At 59.4% G+C, this 16,442-nt stretch carries 15 protein-coding genes; 12 read left to right on the forward strand and 3 right to left on the reverse strand.

Annotation, left to right across the window (positions count from 1 at the left end):
- Positions 1 to 99: 99 nt before the first annotated feature.
- From B5V00_RS12560 to cls, 4 genes are all read left to right on the forward strand, one after another.
- On the forward strand, positions 100 to 504 hold the full coding sequence (locus tag B5V00_RS12560) for a PEGA domain-containing protein (protein ID WP_085011154.1): 405 nt from the start codon (positions 100 to 102) through the stop codon (positions 502 to 504).
- Between the two features lie 345 nt (positions 505 to 849).
- Positions 850 to 1,359, forward strand: coding sequence for a rubrerythrin family protein (locus tag B5V00_RS12565; protein ID WP_085011155.1), 510 nt, complete (start codon positions 850 to 852; stop codon positions 1,357 to 1,359).
- Between the two features lie 97 nt (positions 1,360 to 1,456).
- Complete coding sequence (locus B5V00_RS12570; RefSeq protein WP_085011156.1) at positions 1,457 to 1,786, forward strand: hypothetical protein; 330 nt, start codon at positions 1,457 to 1,459, stop codon at positions 1,784 to 1,786.
- 185 nt (positions 1,787 to 1,971) lie between these two features.
- The gene (cls, locus tag B5V00_RS12575) at positions 1,972 to 3,402 is read left to right on the forward strand and encodes a cardiolipin synthase (protein WP_245803967.1); all 1,431 of its coding nucleotides are present in this window, start codon (positions 1,972 to 1,974) and stop codon (positions 3,400 to 3,402) included.
- Positions 3,403 to 3,703: 301 nt separating this feature from the next.
- Here cls and B5V00_RS12580 read toward each other — a convergent pair whose 3' ends face one another.
- Together B5V00_RS12580 and trxB are read right to left on the reverse strand one after the other, a co-directional pair.
- The gene (locus B5V00_RS12580) at positions 3,704 to 3,922 is read right to left on the reverse strand and encodes a hypothetical protein (protein WP_085011157.1); all 219 of its coding nucleotides are present in this window, start codon (positions 3,920 to 3,922) and stop codon (positions 3,704 to 3,706) included.
- 730 nt (positions 3,923 to 4,652) lie between these two features.
- Positions 4,653 to 5,588 carry a thioredoxin-disulfide reductase gene (gene trxB, locus B5V00_RS12585; protein WP_085011158.1) on the reverse strand — a complete coding sequence of 312 codons (936 nt, stop codon included), beginning with the start codon at positions 5,586 to 5,588 and terminating at the stop codon, positions 4,653 to 4,655.
- Between the two features lie 125 nt (positions 5,589 to 5,713).
- Here trxB and B5V00_RS12590 point away from each other — a divergent pair, with 125 nt between their 5' ends.
- Both B5V00_RS12590 and rpsA read left to right on the forward strand, forming a co-directional pair.
- The gene (locus B5V00_RS12590; protein ID WP_139800765.1) at positions 5,714 to 6,100 is read left to right on the forward strand and encodes a hypothetical protein; all 387 of its coding nucleotides are present in this window, start codon (positions 5,714 to 5,716) and stop codon (positions 6,098 to 6,100) included.
- A gap of 27 nt (positions 6,101 to 6,127) precedes the next feature.
- On the forward strand, positions 6,128 to 7,309 hold the full coding sequence (gene rpsA / locus B5V00_RS12595) for a 30S ribosomal protein S1 (protein WP_085011160.1): 1,182 nt from the start codon (positions 6,128 to 6,130) through the stop codon (positions 7,307 to 7,309).
- Between the two features lie 168 nt (positions 7,310 to 7,477).
- Here rpsA and B5V00_RS12600 read toward each other — a convergent pair whose 3' ends face one another.
- Positions 7,478 to 8,269, reverse strand: coding sequence for a carbon-nitrogen family hydrolase (locus tag B5V00_RS12600; protein ID WP_085011161.1), 792 nt, complete (start codon positions 8,267 to 8,269; stop codon positions 7,478 to 7,480).
- A 317-nt stretch (positions 8,270 to 8,586) separates the two neighbouring features.
- Between B5V00_RS12600 and nhaD the strand changes: the two genes are divergently transcribed.
- The 6 genes from nhaD to dnaJ all read left to right on the forward strand — a co-directional run bounded on the left by nhaD (position 8,587) and on the right by dnaJ (position 16,420).
- A complete protein-coding gene (nhaD, locus tag B5V00_RS12605) occupies positions 8,587 to 10,008 on the forward strand; it encodes a sodium:proton antiporter NhaD (protein WP_085011162.1) in 1,422 nt (473 codons plus the stop codon).
- A gap of 236 nt (positions 10,009 to 10,244) precedes the next feature.
- Positions 10,245 to 11,366 (forward strand): radical SAM family heme chaperone HemW, encoded by a 1,122-nt coding sequence (hemW, locus tag B5V00_RS12610; protein WP_085011163.1) that lies wholly within the window; start codon positions 10,245 to 10,247, stop codon positions 11,364 to 11,366.
- A gap of 177 nt (positions 11,367 to 11,543) precedes the next feature.
- The gene (hrcA, locus tag B5V00_RS12615) at positions 11,544 to 12,584 is read left to right on the forward strand and encodes a heat-inducible transcriptional repressor HrcA (protein WP_085011193.1); all 1,041 of its coding nucleotides are present in this window, start codon (positions 11,544 to 11,546) and stop codon (positions 12,582 to 12,584) included.
- Between the two features lie 28 nt (positions 12,585 to 12,612).
- Positions 12,613 to 13,248, forward strand: coding sequence for a nucleotide exchange factor GrpE (gene grpE, locus B5V00_RS12620; RefSeq protein WP_085011194.1), 636 nt, complete (start codon positions 12,613 to 12,615; stop codon positions 13,246 to 13,248).
- Between the two features lie 32 nt (positions 13,249 to 13,280).
- Positions 13,281 to 15,182 (forward strand): molecular chaperone DnaK, encoded by a 1,902-nt coding sequence (dnaK, locus tag B5V00_RS12625; RefSeq protein ID WP_085011164.1) that lies wholly within the window; start codon positions 13,281 to 13,283, stop codon positions 15,180 to 15,182.
- A 125-nt stretch (positions 15,183 to 15,307) separates the two neighbouring features.
- Positions 15,308 to 16,420: a molecular chaperone DnaJ gene (gene dnaJ / locus B5V00_RS12630; RefSeq protein ID WP_085011165.1), complete on the forward strand. Its 1,113-nt coding sequence runs from the start codon at positions 15,308 to 15,310 to the stop codon at positions 16,418 to 16,420.
- Positions 16,421 to 16,442 lie beyond the last annotated feature (22 nt).

Here is a 16,442-nt window from a genome sequence, read left to right on the forward strand (position 1 = left end):
AGTCGAGTTTCTTCTGTTGTGGCATGCGGGTTGCAACGACTGTAGGTTGACTGCACCCGCCACCAGCGCGACACCTCTTTGTCGACAGGAACGCAGGATATGAAAAAAATCATCGCTCTTCTGGTTCTGGCTCTTTTCCTCAGCGGCTGCGCCGCCAACCAGGCTGCCTTTATTTCCGAGCCCCCCGGCGCCCAGGTGATCGTCAATGGTGAAGTGATCGGCACCACGCCCTGTAAACTTGAGTACCGCTGTGATTCCGGAACCGACTATGAAGTGGTGATTCAAAAGGATGGCTACGAGCCGGTCCGACATACGTTCAAATCCGACGAGATTGATCGTGGCGAGCGTGCCAAGTGGGTGACCGCCAGCATCCTCCTGCCGCTTGGCAGCCCGTTGCTGATCGGTGCCCTATTCACCAAGAAACTCAAGGACAGCTACGAATTCGTCCTCAAGCAGGAAACCCCCCAGGTGGCCCGGCAGGATCAGGAAAAGGTCGCTTTCTGAGTTTTCTTCCCTCTCCGCAGAACTTGAGGCAGACCCCCATGGGCCTGCCTTTTGTATTTTCAGAACCCGTGTGTCCCTTGCCGGCAGACAGCACAAGTCATGGGTCTGCCCGGGTTTCCCCAAAATCACCAGCAAACCTGCGGGTGCGCTTCAGGTTTTTGAAAAGCACATTCAGACCAAGCACTTGCACTCTCCTTCCAACAGGGACTCACGGAGTCAGGTCTTTGTAAGACGGGCCTGGTGTGATGGTTGACAATCCTGTCCCGGTTGATAAACTGCACCCTCTGGCTCAAGATTGTTATTGTTTCCTGATTAAGGCGCGCTTAACTGTTGAGGAGGAGAATCATGGCTGATCTGAAAGGCACCAGAACCGAGCAGCATCTGCAGGAAGCATTTGCCGGCGAATCCCAGGCCAATCGCAAGTATCTGGCCTTTGCCAAGCAGGCTGAAATCGAGGGTCATGCCCATGTGGCCAAACTGTTCCGGGCTGCTGCCGCCGCGGAAACCGTTCACGCTCATGCCCATCTGCGGGTACTCGGTGGCGTGGGTGATACAGTCACCAATCTCAAGGAGGCGGTCGCGGGCGAAACCTTCGAGTTTACCGATATGTATCCGGAGATGATCCGTGAAGCAACCAATGCCGGGTTTGATTCGGCGCTGAAAAGTTTCTCCTACGCCAATACCGTGGAGAAAGTTCATGCTGAACTGTACCAGAAGGCTCTGGACAGCCTTGGCCGTAACGTTGAGATCGATTATTATGTCTGTCAGGTCTGCGGCAATACCATCGAGGGGGCCCCGGATGGCCCCTGTGAAGTGTGCGGCGCGGCGATTGCCGCGTTCAGAAAAATCGATTGAGGCCTGTTGGAAAAGAGCTTAGCAAGCCGGGCCCGCAGGCCCGGCTTTTTTATTGCGGCCGGTTGCCGTTGCCCGGTCCGGCTGATGGGAGGTTGTTATGGAAAAGTGTCCTGTTTGTAAAGAAGAGAGCAAGGGAAAATATTTCTGCAAAAACTGCAAGACCGTTTTTCGTTGCCCGACACAGGGCTGCGAATATGAAATCCGCAAACGCGACCTGGAGACCTGTCCCAAGTGCGGTCTTATTTTCGAAGACTATGTGGAACGCCGCAAGATGTATCGTATGTGCCCGAAGTGCAAGAAAAAACAGGGCGTTTCCGATCCCCAGTGCCGCTATTGCCGCTACTGGTTCAACTGTCCGACCTGTGGTCACAAGGTGCCATCGACCAGTATGCTGACCTGTCCGCGGTGCGCCACCAGTCTGCGCTGAATCGCTGGTTCCGATCCGTTTCCCGTGCGGCCCGCCCTTCCGGCGGGCCGTTTTTCTTGGACAGCCGCCGCCAAGCCTGATACTTTTCTGCTAAGCTACTGTTATCCCATAGTTATTGTCCTTCCTGTCAGCACCTCCAGTGGAATGTCGACCGCATTGCCGGGGGTGTCCATGAGGTGACCACAGTGCTTGACGCCCTTCTCTGGCTGCTGCTGACGGCGGTTTCGATGCTCACCGCCGGGCACGCTCTGCTCAACAAGCGCGATCCGCGGGCCGGGTTGATCTGGGTGCTGCTCTGCTTCTTTCTGCCCGGTATCGGCGTGGTTCTCTACTGGTTGCTCGGGGTCAACCGCATCCGCACCCGCGCCCGGGATGTCCAGTCCCGCGGCGAAGAGCGTCCCTGGCCCGAACCGAGCATCAGCTACTGGCATCCCCGCTTCAGTTACGATCCGATCTTCCTGCATGAGAACAACCATGCTCTGCTCGCCCTGGCCGACAGTGTCACCCGCCGGCCGTTGACCTCGGGCAACCGGGTGGTGCCGATGTTCAACGGCGAGCAGGCTTACCCCGCCATGCTGGAGGCGATCGCCGCCGCCGAGCGGGAAATCAACCTCGCTACCTATATCTTCGGTTCCGGGGCCACCGGCAAGAAATTCATCGCTGCCCTGGAAGCCGCCGCCGCCCGTGGCGTGACCGTCAGGTTGCTGATCGACGCCCTCGGTGAACGCTACAGTTTCCCCCCTGTCCGGCGGCTGATCCGCGACCGGAGAATCAGGGTATTGCGTTTCCTGCCGCCCTCCCTGTTCGGGCGCGGCATCCATTTCAACCTGCGAAATCACCGTAAGCTGCTGATCATTGACAGCCATGTCGGTTTCACCGGCGGGATGAATATTGCCGACCGGCACCTGGCCGCCGATGTCAAGAATCCCCGCGCCACCGCCGATGTCCATTTTCGTATCGAGGGGCCGGTGGTCGGCCAGCTGCAGGAGGCCTTCTGGGAAGACTGGTCGTTCGCCAGCGGCGAGAAGTTTCGGAATCCCGAATACCCGCCGCCGGTGGAGCGGGGGGCGGCCTTCTGCCGTGGTATCAGCGCTGGTCCCAACGAGGATTACGACAAACTGCGCTGGATTTTGATCGGTGCCTTCAACAGTGCCCGCCACCGGATCCGCATCATGACCCCCTACTTCATCCCCGAACGGTCGTTGATCGCCGCCATCAATGCAGCCGCCCTGCGCGGTGTCGATGTCGAGCTCATCCTGCCGGTGAAGAACAATCTGCCCTATGTCGCCTGGGCGGCGCGGGCCTATTTCTGGGAGCTGTTGCGGCATGGCACCCGCATCTACTATCAGCCGCCGCCCTTCGCCCACAGCAAGCTGCTGCTGGTCGACGACCACTACAGCCTGGTCGGATCGGCCAACCTCGACCCGCGCAGCCTGCGTCTCAATTTTGAGTTCAACCTTGAAGTCTTCGACCGCACCCTGTGCGATCAGCTCAGTGAACATTTCGACGCCATCCGTGTCAGATCCCAGCAGATCACCCTCGCCGAAATCGATCAGCGCCCGCTGACCATCAAGCTGGCCGACTCCTTCTGCAAGCTGTTTTCGCCGTATTTGTAAGGGGTTCTTGATATCCGGCGAAGTGTGGTTGTGTCCCTGCCGGCGCTGAAAACGATTTAAATAAATGCTGAAATCCTGAATCAGTGAGCTTATTACCGGCGAATAGCGCAAATCATTAACCTGCCTGCGCTTCCTAAAAATCACCGGCGAACCTATGGGGGCGCCTTAGATTTTTGAAAAGCACAGGCAGGTCAGGCACTTGCACCCTTCATCCGGCACAAACCCACTGATTCAGGGAAATGTTTCAATGAATAGCGAGCGGAAGGTGGGTTGAGCGACCCCGGAACTTCGGGCGCCGAGTTCAGGCGGCCCAGCCGTAATCATCCCCCTCGACGCATTCGCTCATCCCTTCCAGAAAGGACTTCTCCTGCGGGTCGTTGATCAGTTCCGCAACGCCGTGGTTGACCGACCAGCTGCTGCCGCAGATCCGGCATTCGGTGATGTTTTCGTAAAAACCCTCGGCATGAAGGTCGAGATTCTTTTGTTCCTGCTCAAGACTTTTGCAGACTGGACAGTGCATGGTGAGCCCTTTTTCTTATGTGGTTTAAATTACCATTTCGTAGTAGGCACTTTACTCCACGGGGTCGCCATGTCAAGGGAAATATCAGCAAAAGACATTATAAAATAAGGATTTAGCCATGCTGTTGTTTTGCTTGACATACTTATTTTTTATAAAATGCGTTTTGGCGCAGAAGGGTGATTTTGAGTCTGATCTTATCTTCGCGGAATAATTAAGAGAATACTTGAATCAACCGGGATTCTGTTTTTCCCGCACCTACCACCATGCGATGTCTTGCTACGGATATCAGGGTACCGGTTCTTTATCACTATCAGATCAATCCACACCACAGTTCCAAGACGCCTGCTTTTTCATACAACAAAAGCGGCCTTTTCAGGCCGCTTCGTCGTTGCTGTCCGCGGTTTTTTTCTCTTCCTTCCGAACCGGAAGGTCACAGGCGTCGGACATTCAGGTGGAAACACCCATTTTCGGCAGGATCCACTTCTGTAGAACAATCCAGACGGCGACGATGCCGAGCATGATCCAGATATCCATGATCGGGTCCTTTCTCTGTCGACCGGGATGGTCAACTCATTCAAATATCAATATATTGCATTTGCCTGACAGATGCAAGCTCCGGTGATCGTGATCCGGTTCGGGGAAATGCTGTCGGGAGGGCGGGATACCGGTGGGGCAGGGGGCGGGCAGGTCACGACGTCATGCAGATCGGGACCTGCCCGGCGTTATTCATTCAGGCGTTGTTGAGTTCGTCGATATATTTTTCCGCGACAATCGCCGCCACGGCGCCGTCGCCGACCGCGGTGGCGATCTGTTTGAGCAGTTTCTTGCGGACATCGCCGGCGGCAAAGACCCCCGGCATCGAGGTGCGGCATTCGGCATCGGTGAGGATATGACCGTCGGTGTCGAGGTCGAGGACGCCGGCGAGAAAGTGAGCCTTGGGGGTCACGCCGATGGCGACAAACAGCCCCTGCAGCGGCAGGTTGCGGACCTCTCCGGTCCGCGTGTCCCGCAGGTCGACCGACGTCATGCCGCTCTGGTCTCCCTTGACCTCGCTGACGACACTGTTCCACACCATTTCAATCTTGTCGTTGGCGAACACCCGGTCCTGCAGCAGCTTGGTGGCGCGCAGGCTGTCGCGGCGGTGAACCAGGTAGACCTTTTTGGCGAAGCGAGTCAGAAACAGCGCCTCCTCGGCCGCGGTATCGCCGCCGCCGACGATAGCGATCTCCTGTTCGCGGAAGAAGGCGCCGTCGCAGGTGGCGCAGTAGGAGACGCCACGGCCGGTGAATTCGACTTCACCGGGAACGCCGAGCTTGCTCGGTTCGGCGCCGGTGGTGATGATCACCGCCCGGGCTCTCAGTTCCTCGCCATCGACGGTCAGCACCTTCTGCCCACCGTCGAGACGCAGTCCGGTCACATCGCCGGTGGTGGTTTCAAGGCCGAATTCCTGACAGTGCTCCTGGAAGCGGATCATCAGGTCGGGGCCGTCGATGCCGCCGGGGAACCCGGGGTAGTTTTCCACCTTGGTGGTCGTCATCACCTGGCCGCCCATGATCATTTTCTCGATCAGCAGGGTCTTCAGCCGGGCGCGCGAACTATAAAGACCGGCGGTCAGTCCTGCCGGGCCGCCGCCGATAATAACAACATCGTAGAGCTTGTCGGACATCTGTTCTTCTCCTTGGTAAAGTAGCGGCAACTCTAGCACATCGACCGGGCGGCTGTGAACCTTCCGACGATTTTTTGACTTGCCTGCAGCCGGGGCAGGCGCTAGCCTGTGGCGGTATGAAAGGATTGCGACGATTTCTGATCTGGGGGCTGGTCTTCTGTGTCCTGCTGGCGGGGATGGACCAGCTGCTGCTCAAGGTTCCTCTGCCGGCGCCGGGTGTGCGTGAGGTCCAGGTCTTCTACCGTGACTTCCGCAATCGACTGCTGGCCATGTTCGGGGCCACCGGTCGGCCGAGTATCGAACAGCTGATCGACGCGGCGGAGAAAAAACCGGCTGTCAAGCCGGCGACGGCCGTTGTCCCCTTGAAAACAGCGGTGCCGGCCGTCGGCAAGACGTACGTTCCGAGCCGGCGTTACCTCTACGTCGATCAGGACGGCGCCCTGCAGTTCGCCGATTCGCTGCAGCAGGTACCGCGGCGTTTCCGCGCCAGCGCCCAGCCCCTCAAGGACTGAGCCGTTCCCTTCTCACAAGGATTGCCCATGAACAGCGACGATAAGGATTTTGATCCGAATGAAGAGGAAGATTTCGCCGCCCTGCTGGAGCAGAGCCTGAGCACAACCGGTCTCCGCATCGAACCGGGACAGAAGGTCGAGGCGAAGGTTCTGCAGATCGGCAGCGAGTGGATTTTTCTCGATGTCGGCCAGAAAGGGGAGGGGGTCCTCGATGTCAGGGAGCTGCAGGATGCCGACGGGCGGCTGACGGTCACGGTCGGCGATACCCTGGCGGTTTACTTTATCTCCAGTGCCGGCGGCGAGTTGCGTTTCACCACCCGTCTCGGTGGCGGCGCTTCGGGCACCGAACAGCTGGAACAGGCCTGGCAGGGGGGGATCCCGGTCGAGGGACGGATCGAGAAGGAAATCAAGGGGGGCTACGAGATCCGCCTTCCCGGGGGCGTCCGATCCTTCTGTCCCTTCTCCCAGCTCGGTCTGCGGCGGGAGGAGAATCCCGAGACGTTGCTGGGCCAGACCCTGTCCTTCAAGATCAGCCAGTTCAGTGAGCAGGGACGCAACATTGTCGTTTCTCACCGCGAGATCCTGGAGGAGGAGCGGCGGCAACAGCGCGAGGAATTGCGGACAACCCTCAAGGATGGGCAGGTTGTTCAGGGGACGGTCACCAACATCCGTGATTTCGGCGCCTTCGTTGATATCGGCGGCATCGAGGGTCTGCTGCCGATTTCCGAAATCAGTTACGGGCGTGTCGAGGACATCAACGAAGTCCTCCATGTCGGCCAGCAGCTGGAGGTGGCGGTGAAGTCCTGTGACTGGGAAAACAACAGGTTTTCCTTCAGCCTGCGCGACACTCTGGCCGACCCCTGGGACCGGGTGGGAACCGTTTTCGCCGTCGGCACCACCCATACCGGCACCGTCTCGCGGCTGGCCAACTTCGGCGCCTTCGTCACCCTCGATGAAGGCCTGGACGGACTGCTGCACATCTCGAAACTGGGCGGCGGCCGCCGCATCAGGCATCCCAAGGAAGAACTGATGGTCGGCCAGCAACTGCGGGTGACCATTGAACAGGTTGATCGCGAGGCGCGGCGGATTTCCCTGGCTCCGGCGACGGAAGGCGAAACCGGAGAGCAGAACAGCTATCTCGAACAGCCCTCTTCCGGGGGGATGGGCACCTTTGCCGACCTGTTCAAGGCGGGGATGAAAAAGAAGTAGCCTTTTTCCACCCCCGGCAGCAGGAGGCCGAAAAACCACGCTCCCCAGGCTGAGCAAAAATGCCCAGATGCAAGGCGTCCGAAAGCCTGCGGAATAAGGCGTACCGGAAGGTACGTCGTTGACGCAGGGGGAGGACAACGCAGCAGATGGGCGTTTTTCCTCAGCCGACTAGGGCAACTTGCCGTAGACCTCCGGTCGCCGGTCATCGGCGCAGGGGATCTGGGCGCGATAGTCCTGCAGTTGCGCGAATTCGAATTCGGCAATCAGTTCGGTGTCGGTTGCCCCGGCTTCGGCAAGAACGTCGCCGCGCGGTTCAATCAGCAGGCTCATACCGAAAAAATCGAGTTTGCCCTGCACGCCGCAGCAGTTGGTGGCGGCGATGAAGAGCTGGTTCTCGATCGCCCGGGCGCGCAGCAGGGTTCGCCAGTGATCCTGGCGCGGTTTCGGCCATTCGGCCGGAAGACAGATGATCTCCGCCCCTTCCAGGGTCAGCTTGCGGAACAGTTCGGGGAAGCGCAGATCGTAGCAGATTGCCACGCCGAGCCGACCGACACGGGTCGTGACCACCAGACTCTCTTTTCCGGAACTCAGAAACCGGTCTTCCCCCATGAAGGAAAACAGGTGCAGCTTGCGGTAACGGCCCGCTACCCGCCCCCGGTCGATGACGTAGGCGGTATTGAAAACATTCTCCCGCTCTTTTTCCGGCAGGCTGCCGACAATGACCATCCCGCTCTCTTCGCTGATCCGACAGAGCTCGTCCAGGACCCGCGGCGTTTCCATCGCCAGTTCCGGCAGTCGCTTGTAGTCGTAGCCGCAACTCCACATTTCCGGCAGAACGGCCAGTTGCGCACCCTGATCGGCGACCCGGCCGAGGGCGGCTGTCGCCTTCACCAGATTTGTTTTAATTTCACCCAGGGCGATGTGGAACTGAAGACTGGATACCTTCACGCGAGACAGCATAAAACCTCTCTTTGAGAAAAACAGAACGCTGTTTTTATATATCGATTCAGAGTCCTGGAAGATGTGTCAAAGAATTATTATAGCCAACCCGCGGGCAGCCCACAAGCCCGGTCAGGGCCCCGGATTTGCTTGACACCCCCGGAGGGCGGTGCTACAAAACAAGGCGTTTTAAAGGTCCGTCGGGAGGAGACGGGCCTGCTTTTGTTCCACTGGCCACCCCGAAACATTCTGTCCGTGCCGCCCCCTGCCGGCCGGTGTGGATTCCAATCAGGCTTGCCTGTTCAGGAGGACCCGTGAAGCACTTATTTTTGTCCGTAATGTTGTGTCTGTTGGGGAGTTCGTCAGTTCTTGCGAGTGAAGGTGCTCCCCAGATCGATACCGCCCTGGCGAGTACCGGTTACGGCTATCTCGCGCTGATTCTCTTCGTCGCCGCCTACGCGCTGGTGATCCTGGAAGAGAAAATCCACCTGCGCAAAAGCAAGCCGGTGCTGCTGGCGGCCGGTGTCATCTGGGTCCTGGTGGCGCTCGCCTACGCCGCCATCGGCGATCACCACGCTCCCGAAGTGGCGATCCGCCACAACCTGGTCGAATATGTCGAACTGTTCCTGTTCCTGCTCTCAGCGATGACCTATATCAACGCCCTGACGGAGCGCAACGTATTCCAGGCGCTGCGTTCATGGCTGGTACTCAAGGGCTTCACGCTGCGTACCGTCTTCTGGATTACCGGCCTGCTCGCCTTTCTCATTTCGCCGATTGCCGACAACCTGACCACGGCGCTGCTGATGGGGGCGGTGGTCATGGCGGTGGCGCGTGACAATACCAAGTTCGTCGTTGTCGCCTGCATCAACATTGTCGTCGGCGCCAATGCCGGCGGTGCCTTTTCTCCCTTCGGCGATATCACCACGCTGATGGTCTGGCAGAAGGGACGGGTTGATTTCATTGAATTCTTCGCCATCTTCCTGCCGTCACTGGTCAACTGGCTGGTACCGGCGCTGATCATGAGTTTTGCCGTTCCCAAGGAGCGTCCGGAAACCCACGGCGAGATGGTCACCATGAAGGTCGGCGCGCGCCGCATCATGTTTCTTTTTCTGCTGACGATCATTACCGCGGTCTGTTTTCATCAGTATCTCAACCTGCCCCCGGCGGTCGGCATGATGCTCGGTTTCGGCTACCTGGCTTTCTTCGGTTTCTACCTGAAACAGAAAGATCTGCGAGCCGTGCACACCGGGGACAATCCGCTCGATATCACCGGGCATAATGTCGGCGGCGACGGTCATGACGCTCCGGGGTTCGATCTGTTCCGCAAGGTCGCCAAGGCGGAGTGGGACACCCTGCTCTTCTTTTACGGTGTTATCCTCTGCGTCGGCGGTCTGTCCCAGTTCGGCTACCTGGCGCTCGCTTCCAACTATTTCTACACCGACCTCGGTCCAACCTGGGCCAACGTGCTGGTCGGGGTCCTGTCGGCGGTGATCGACAACATCCCGGTGATGTTCGCGGTGTTGACCATGGATCCGTATATGTCGCACGGCCAGTGGTTGCTGGTGACTCTGACCGCCGGAGTCGGCGGCAGCCTGCTGTCCATCGGTTCCGCGGCCGGGGTCGGCCTGATGGGAACGGCCCGCGGCAAGTACACATTCGGCCAGCACCTGAAATGGACCTGGGCCATCGCTCTCGGCTACGCCGCCAGCATCTGGCTGCACTTGATTGTCAATGCCCACCACATGAACGATTTTCACTGAGGGCGGCGGCTGAAAAGCACCCGTCTGCTTCGTTGCTCCCGGTCTCGGTCGCTGCGGAGTAGCTGCCGCTACACCTCACTCCCTCGGCCGGGAGGCGCCTCGCATCCGGGCACTTTTGAGCCGCCTCGTTCTCCGGGGCGGCTCTTTTGTGTTGCCGGAGCACTTCTCCCGTGTCAGGTTTTCCCAGCCTCCAGCTCCCTCTTGGCTTCCGAGGCAAATGGGGCTAGATTGTGTCCATGTCCGGCCTCTACCTGCATATCCCTTTCTGCCGCCGTAAATGCCCCTACTGCGACTTCTATTCCCGGGATGATTGTCTCGACCAGCTGGCCGATTATCATCAGCTGCTGATTCGCCAGCTGCAACTGGCGACGGCCGCCGGCTGGCAGGGCCCTTTTGCCACCGTTTTTTTCGGCGGCGGCACCCCTTCTCTGTTGGCTCCGGCCCAGCTCGGTACGATCCTGGAGGCTGTTGCCGCCGGCCCCGGACTTGCCGCCGATGCGGAAATCAGCGTCGAGATCAATCCGGGGACTCTCACGATGAACTACCTTGAGGATCTCAGGGCCTGCGGCGTCAATCGCCTGTCAATCGGCGTGCAGAGCATGAATGACCGGCGTCTGCGGCAGCTGCGGCGGCTGCATGACGTCGTCGCGGTCAGAAAGGTCGTTGCCCGGGCCCGGGCGGCCGGCTTCGAACAGATCTCCTGCGACCTGATGTTCGCCCTGCCGGGACAGACCCCCGCGGAACTCGCAACCGACCTCGAGCGGCTGCTGGAGCTGCGGACAGAGCATGTCTCCATCTACGGCCTCAGTCTCGAAGAGGGAACCCCCTGGGGCCGTGATCCGCGACCGGCGCTACCGGAGCAGGAAACCTACGCGGAGATGTACGAACAGATTCATCATCGTTTGACGGCCGCCGGTTACGGGCATTATGAGATTTCCAATTTTGCCCGAGCGGGCGCGGAATGCCGCCACAATCTCGGTTACTGGCGGCGGACCGCCTGCCTCGGCCTGGGGGCGGGGGCGCACAGCTTCTGTTCCCGGGCCTGGGGGCAGCGGTTGGCGGTCCCTCCGGATCTGGACAGTTACCGGTCCATGCTGACAGCCGGGATCGACCCGATGCGGTCCCTGGAGAAGTTTGACCGCCGGGGGGCGATGGCGGAAACCGCTTATCTCGGTCTGCGAACCGCCGTCGGAGTGGATGTGGCCGCATTTCAGGAGCGTTTCGGATGCTCTTTTGATACCGTTTTCAACGCCCCTCTGGAGCGCCTGGCCGGGCAACTCACGGCGTGTGATGGCTGCCGGCGTTTCGGCTGGCGGCAGTGGCTGATCTACGATCGGCTGATCCGCGAATTTCTTTAACTTAATCAGATATTTTTTCCATTCCGGCCGCCTTGACAAAGGTCGGGGGCGTTGTTATTTTGTACGCCGCTGGCACTCGAAGACTGAGAGTGCTAACAGAGGACCGGCGGCAGCAGCGCTGTTGGAAAAGGAAGAAGGGCCGGTTTGTCCGGCTCCATTTTTTTCTCGGGTGTCATTATGTCAACCGAACTTGGCGAACGTAATCGTAGTATTCTTGAGGCGATTATCGAAGAGCATATCGCCACCGCCGAACCGGTTGGTTCGCGTACCGTGGCCAAGCGGCACAAGCTCGGCCTGTCTCCGGCCACCATCCGCAACGTCATGGCGGACCTGGAGGAGTACGGGTTTCTGCAGTCGCCGCATACGTCCGCCGGCCGGGTTCCGACCGAAAAGGGCTACCGCTTTTACGTCGACTCGCTGCTGCAGGTGCGCAAGCTCAACAGCGCTGAACGAAAACAGCTGGAAAGTCGTTACCAGCTGCGCGGACGCAAGGTCGAGGAAGTGTTGCGTGATGTCAGCAAAACCCTCTCCTCGATTTCGCATTACACCGGCCTGGTGATGGCGCCGCGGCTCGAAACCACGGTCTTTCGGCACATTGAATTCGTACCGTTGTCCGAGGGACGGGTGCTGGTCGTCTTCGTTACCCGTAGCGGCCTGGTGCAGAACAAGATCATCGAAACCCGTGAGCCGATTTCCCGTCGAGAACTGGAACAGATCTCCAATTACCTGAACCGGACCCTGGCCGGGCTTTCCATCCAGCAGGTGAAAGAAAAGATTTTCGCTGAAATGCAGGAGGAAAAAGCTCGCTATGATCGGCTCATGAGTCGTACTCTGGAGCTTTCCCGGGAAGCACTGAAGGAGAACCTCGGCGGCGAAGTCTTTATCGAGGGGACCAGCAATATTCTTGATCAGCCGGAATTCGCGAATGTTGAAACCATGCGCGGCCTGTTCCGGGCGTTCGAGCAGAAAAGCACCCTGATTGACCTGCTCAACCGCAGTCAGCAGGCGGACGGGGTGCAGATTTTCATCGGCAGTGAGCCGGGCATCACCGGCATTCAGGGTTGCAGCCTGATCACCTGCCATTACGCCAGTAAACGCGGCACCATCGGGGCCCTGGGTGTGATCGGCCCGAGCCGTATGAATTATTCGTCGGTCATTCCCGTTGTTGACTACACCGCCCGCCTGTTGAGCCAGGTGCTTGACGGCGATCTTGACTAGGAGTTGATTCGCAGTGGCTAAAAAGAAAGTGACCAAGCAGCAGAACCAGGAACCGGAAGAAAAATCGACCGGGAATCTGCAGCCGGAGGCTGAAACCGAAGAGGTCGGGGCGCAGGCCGCCACCGAAGACCTGGCGGCAGAGCTGGCCGCCGCTCGCGAAGAGGCCGGTAAAAACTGGGATCTCTATTTGCGCAGCCAGGCCGAAATGGAAAACTTCCGCAAGCGGATGCAACGCGACAAGCAGGACGCGCTGCGTTTTGCCAACGAAGGGATTCTGCGTGAAATCCTGCCGGTCATCGACAATCTCGAGCGGGCGGTGGAGCATGCCCGGGAGAACGATACCGATACCGCCGGTTTGCTTGAAGGGGTTGAGATGACCCTCGACCAGTTCGCGCGCGCCCTCGAAAAGTTCGGTGTCAAACCGGTCGACGCGGTCGGCAAGCCTTTCGACCCCGCCTGCCATGAAGCCATGGGGCAGGTGGTGACCGGTGAGATTCCGCCCAACAGCGTTGTCCAGCAGTTGCAGAAAGGCTACCTGCTCAATGAGCGCCTGTTGCGTCCGGCCCTGGTGATGGTGGCCAAGGCCCCTGAGGTTGAAACAGAGCAGACAAGCGATTCCTCCGCATCCGAAGCGGAAGAAAAACCACAGACCAGTGAAGACTGAGAACAACAGAGTTCAAAGGAGGATATAAACCCATGGGAAAAGTCATCGGAATCGATCTCGGCACCACCAACTCGTGCGTTGCCGTTATGGAAGGCGGCGAACCGAACGTCATCGCCAATGCTGAGGGGGCCCGGACAACCCCGTCGATGGTTGCCTTCGCCGAAAATGGCGAGCGGCTGGTCGGTCAGCAGGCCAAGCGTCAGGCGGTCACCAATCCGGAAAACACCCTGTTCGCCATCAAGCGCCTGATCGGTCGCAAGTTCGACGGCGAAGCGGTGCAGAAGGATATCGAAATCAGCCCCTTCAAAATCATCAAGGCGGACAACGGGGACGCCTGGGTCGAGGCGCGCGGCAAGAAATACAGCCCGCCGGAAATCTCCGCCATGGTGCTGCAGAAGATGAAGCAGACCGCTGAGGACTACCTCGGAGAAGAAGTCACCGACGCGGTGGTCACCGTGCCGGCTTATTTCAACGACTCTCAGCGGCAGGCGACCAAGGATGCCGGCAAGATCGCTGGACTCAACGTGCTGCGCATCATCAACGAGCCGACTGCCGCCGCGCTGGCCTATGGTCTCGACAAGAAGGATGAGCAGAAGATCGCCGTCTTCGATCTCGGCGGCGGCACTTTCGATATCTCGATTCTTGAACTCGGCGACGGAGTGTTCGAGGTCAAGTCGACCAATGGCGACACCTTCCTCGGTGGTGAGGATTTCGACCAGCGCATCATCGATTATGTCGCCGACGAATTTAAAAAAGACCAGGGCATCGACCTGCGTGGCGACAAGATGGCCCTGCAGCGGCTCAAGGAAGCGGCCGAGAAAGCCAAGTGCGAGCTTTCCAGTTCGATGGAAACCGACATCAACCTGCCCTTCATTACCGCCGATCAGTCGGGACCGAAGCATCTCAACATCAAGCTCTCCCGCGCTAAACTGGAGAGTGTCTGCGGCGACCTGCTGGCGAAACTGAGCGCACCCTGCAAGACCGCCCTCAAGGATGCCGGGCTGTCCGCCTCCGAAATTGACGAGGTCATCCTGGTCGGCGGCATGACCCGCATGCCGGCAGTGCAGGAGAAGGTCAAGGAGATCTTCGGCAAGACCCCGTCCAAAGGGGTCAACCCGGACGAGGTGGTCGCCATCGGCGCCGCCATCCAGGGCGGTGTTCTCAAGGGCGAAGTCAAGGATGTGCTGCTGCTCGACGTCACGCCGCTCTCCCTCGGCATCGAAACCCTCGGCGGGGTGATGACCAAGCTGATCGAGAAAAACAGCACCATCCCGAGCAAGAAGAGCCAGGTCTTTTCCACTGCGGCCGACAATCAGCCGGCAGTTTCGGTACACGTGCTGCAGGGTGAACGGGAGATGGCGGCCGACAACAAGACCATCGGTCGTTTCGAACTGACCGACATCCCTCCGGCGCCGCGCGGCGTACCGCAGATCGAGGTCACCTTCGACATCGATGCCAACGGCATTCTCAATGTCAGCGCCAAGGACCTCGGCACCGGCAAGGAGCAGTCGATCCGTATCACCGCATCTTCCGGACTGTCGGAGGAGGAGATCGAGCGGATGGTCAAGGAAGCCGAAGCGCACGAAAGCGAAGACAAGAAGAAACGCGCGCTGATCGAGGCCCGCAACCAGGCCGACGGCCTGATCTACACCACCGAGAAGGCCCTCTCCGAGCATGGCGACAAGGTGGATGCAGGAACAAAAACCGAGATCGAAACCGCTCTTCAGGCACTCAAGGGAGTTCTCGACGGGGACGACGCGGAGGTCATCAACCAGAAGGCCGAGGCCCTGGCCCAGGCGTCGCACAAACTGGCCGAGATCATGTACCAGCAGGCCCAGGCCGAAGGCGGTGAAGCGGCGGCCGCGGGCGAGGCCAAGCCGGATGACAACGTTGTCGATGCCGAGTTTGAAGAGGTCGACGACAGCAAGAAATAATGGTTCCCGAAGGTCGGAGCGGCCGGTACGGCTGCTCCGACCGCCTGTTTTGCCGGTGTTTCCCTGATTCAGGGGGCCGCCTGGACAACAGTCAGAACCTGTCCCCCCGAACAGAATGAGGACCCTTGGCCAAGCGCGATTATTACGATATCCTCCAGGTCAACCGGAACGCCAGCGAAACTGAAATCAAGAAGGCCTACCGGAAACTGGCGATCAAGTTTCATCCCGACAAGAATCCCGGAGACAAGGCCGCCGAGGAAAAGTTCAAGGAACTTTCCGAAGCCTATGCGGTGTTGTCCGACGCTCAGAAACGGGCTCACTACGACCAGTTCGGCCATGCCGGCATGGAAGGAATGGGCGGATTTTCCTCCGGTGGATTTTCCGGCAGTCCGTTTGAGGACATCTTCGGCGATATCTTCGGCGATATCTTCGGCGGTGGTGGAACCCGTCGCGGCAGTCGTGGACGTCGCGGGGACGATCTCCGCTACAACCTGACGATCAGTTTTGAAGAGGCGGCTTTCGGTCTGGAAACCAAGGTCCAGATTCCCCGCCATCAGCCCTGCGATTCCTGCGGCGGCAGCGGCGCCCGCAAGGGGACCGCGCCGCGAACCTGCGGCACCTGTCAGGGGGCCGGGCAGGTCCGTTACCAGCAGGGCTTCTTCTCCCTTACCCGCCCCTGCCCGGACTGCGGCGGCCAGGGGACGGTGATCGAGAACCCCTGCCCCGAGTGCCGTGGCAGCGGCCATATCCGGGGCAAGAAGGCCCTGTCCCTGAAGATTCCGGCCGGGGTCGAGTCGGGCAATCGACTCAAACTGCACGGCGAAGGTGAACCGGGAACCGGCGGCGGCCCTCCGGGCGATCTGTATGTGGTGATTACCGTCAAGGACCACCCGCTCTTCCAGCGGGAAGGAAATGACGTCATCTGTGAACTGCCGATTTCCTTCACCCAGGCGGCCCTCGGCTGCGAATTTGAAGTACCGACCCTTGACGGCAAGATGCGTCTCAAGGTCCCGGCCGGGACCCAGTCGGGCAAGGTTTTCAAGCTCCCTGGCAAGGGTATTCCGGTGCTGCAGGGTTACGGCCGTGGCGACCAGCTGGTGGTGGTCCGGGTTGAAACCCCGACCCGGCTGACCCCCAGGCAACGGGAACTGCTGGAAGAATTCGCCCGCGAAGGGGGCGAGGATGTCAACCCGCTGGGCAAGGGATTTTTTGACAAGGTCAAGGAACTGTTCGACTGAAATGGTCGAGTTGCACTGAAGG

It is taken from the genome of Geothermobacter hydrogeniphilus, from assembly GCF_002093115.1.
GTDB lineage: Bacteria > Desulfobacterota > Desulfuromonadia > Desulfuromonadales > Geothermobacteraceae > Geothermobacter_A > Geothermobacter_A hydrogeniphilus.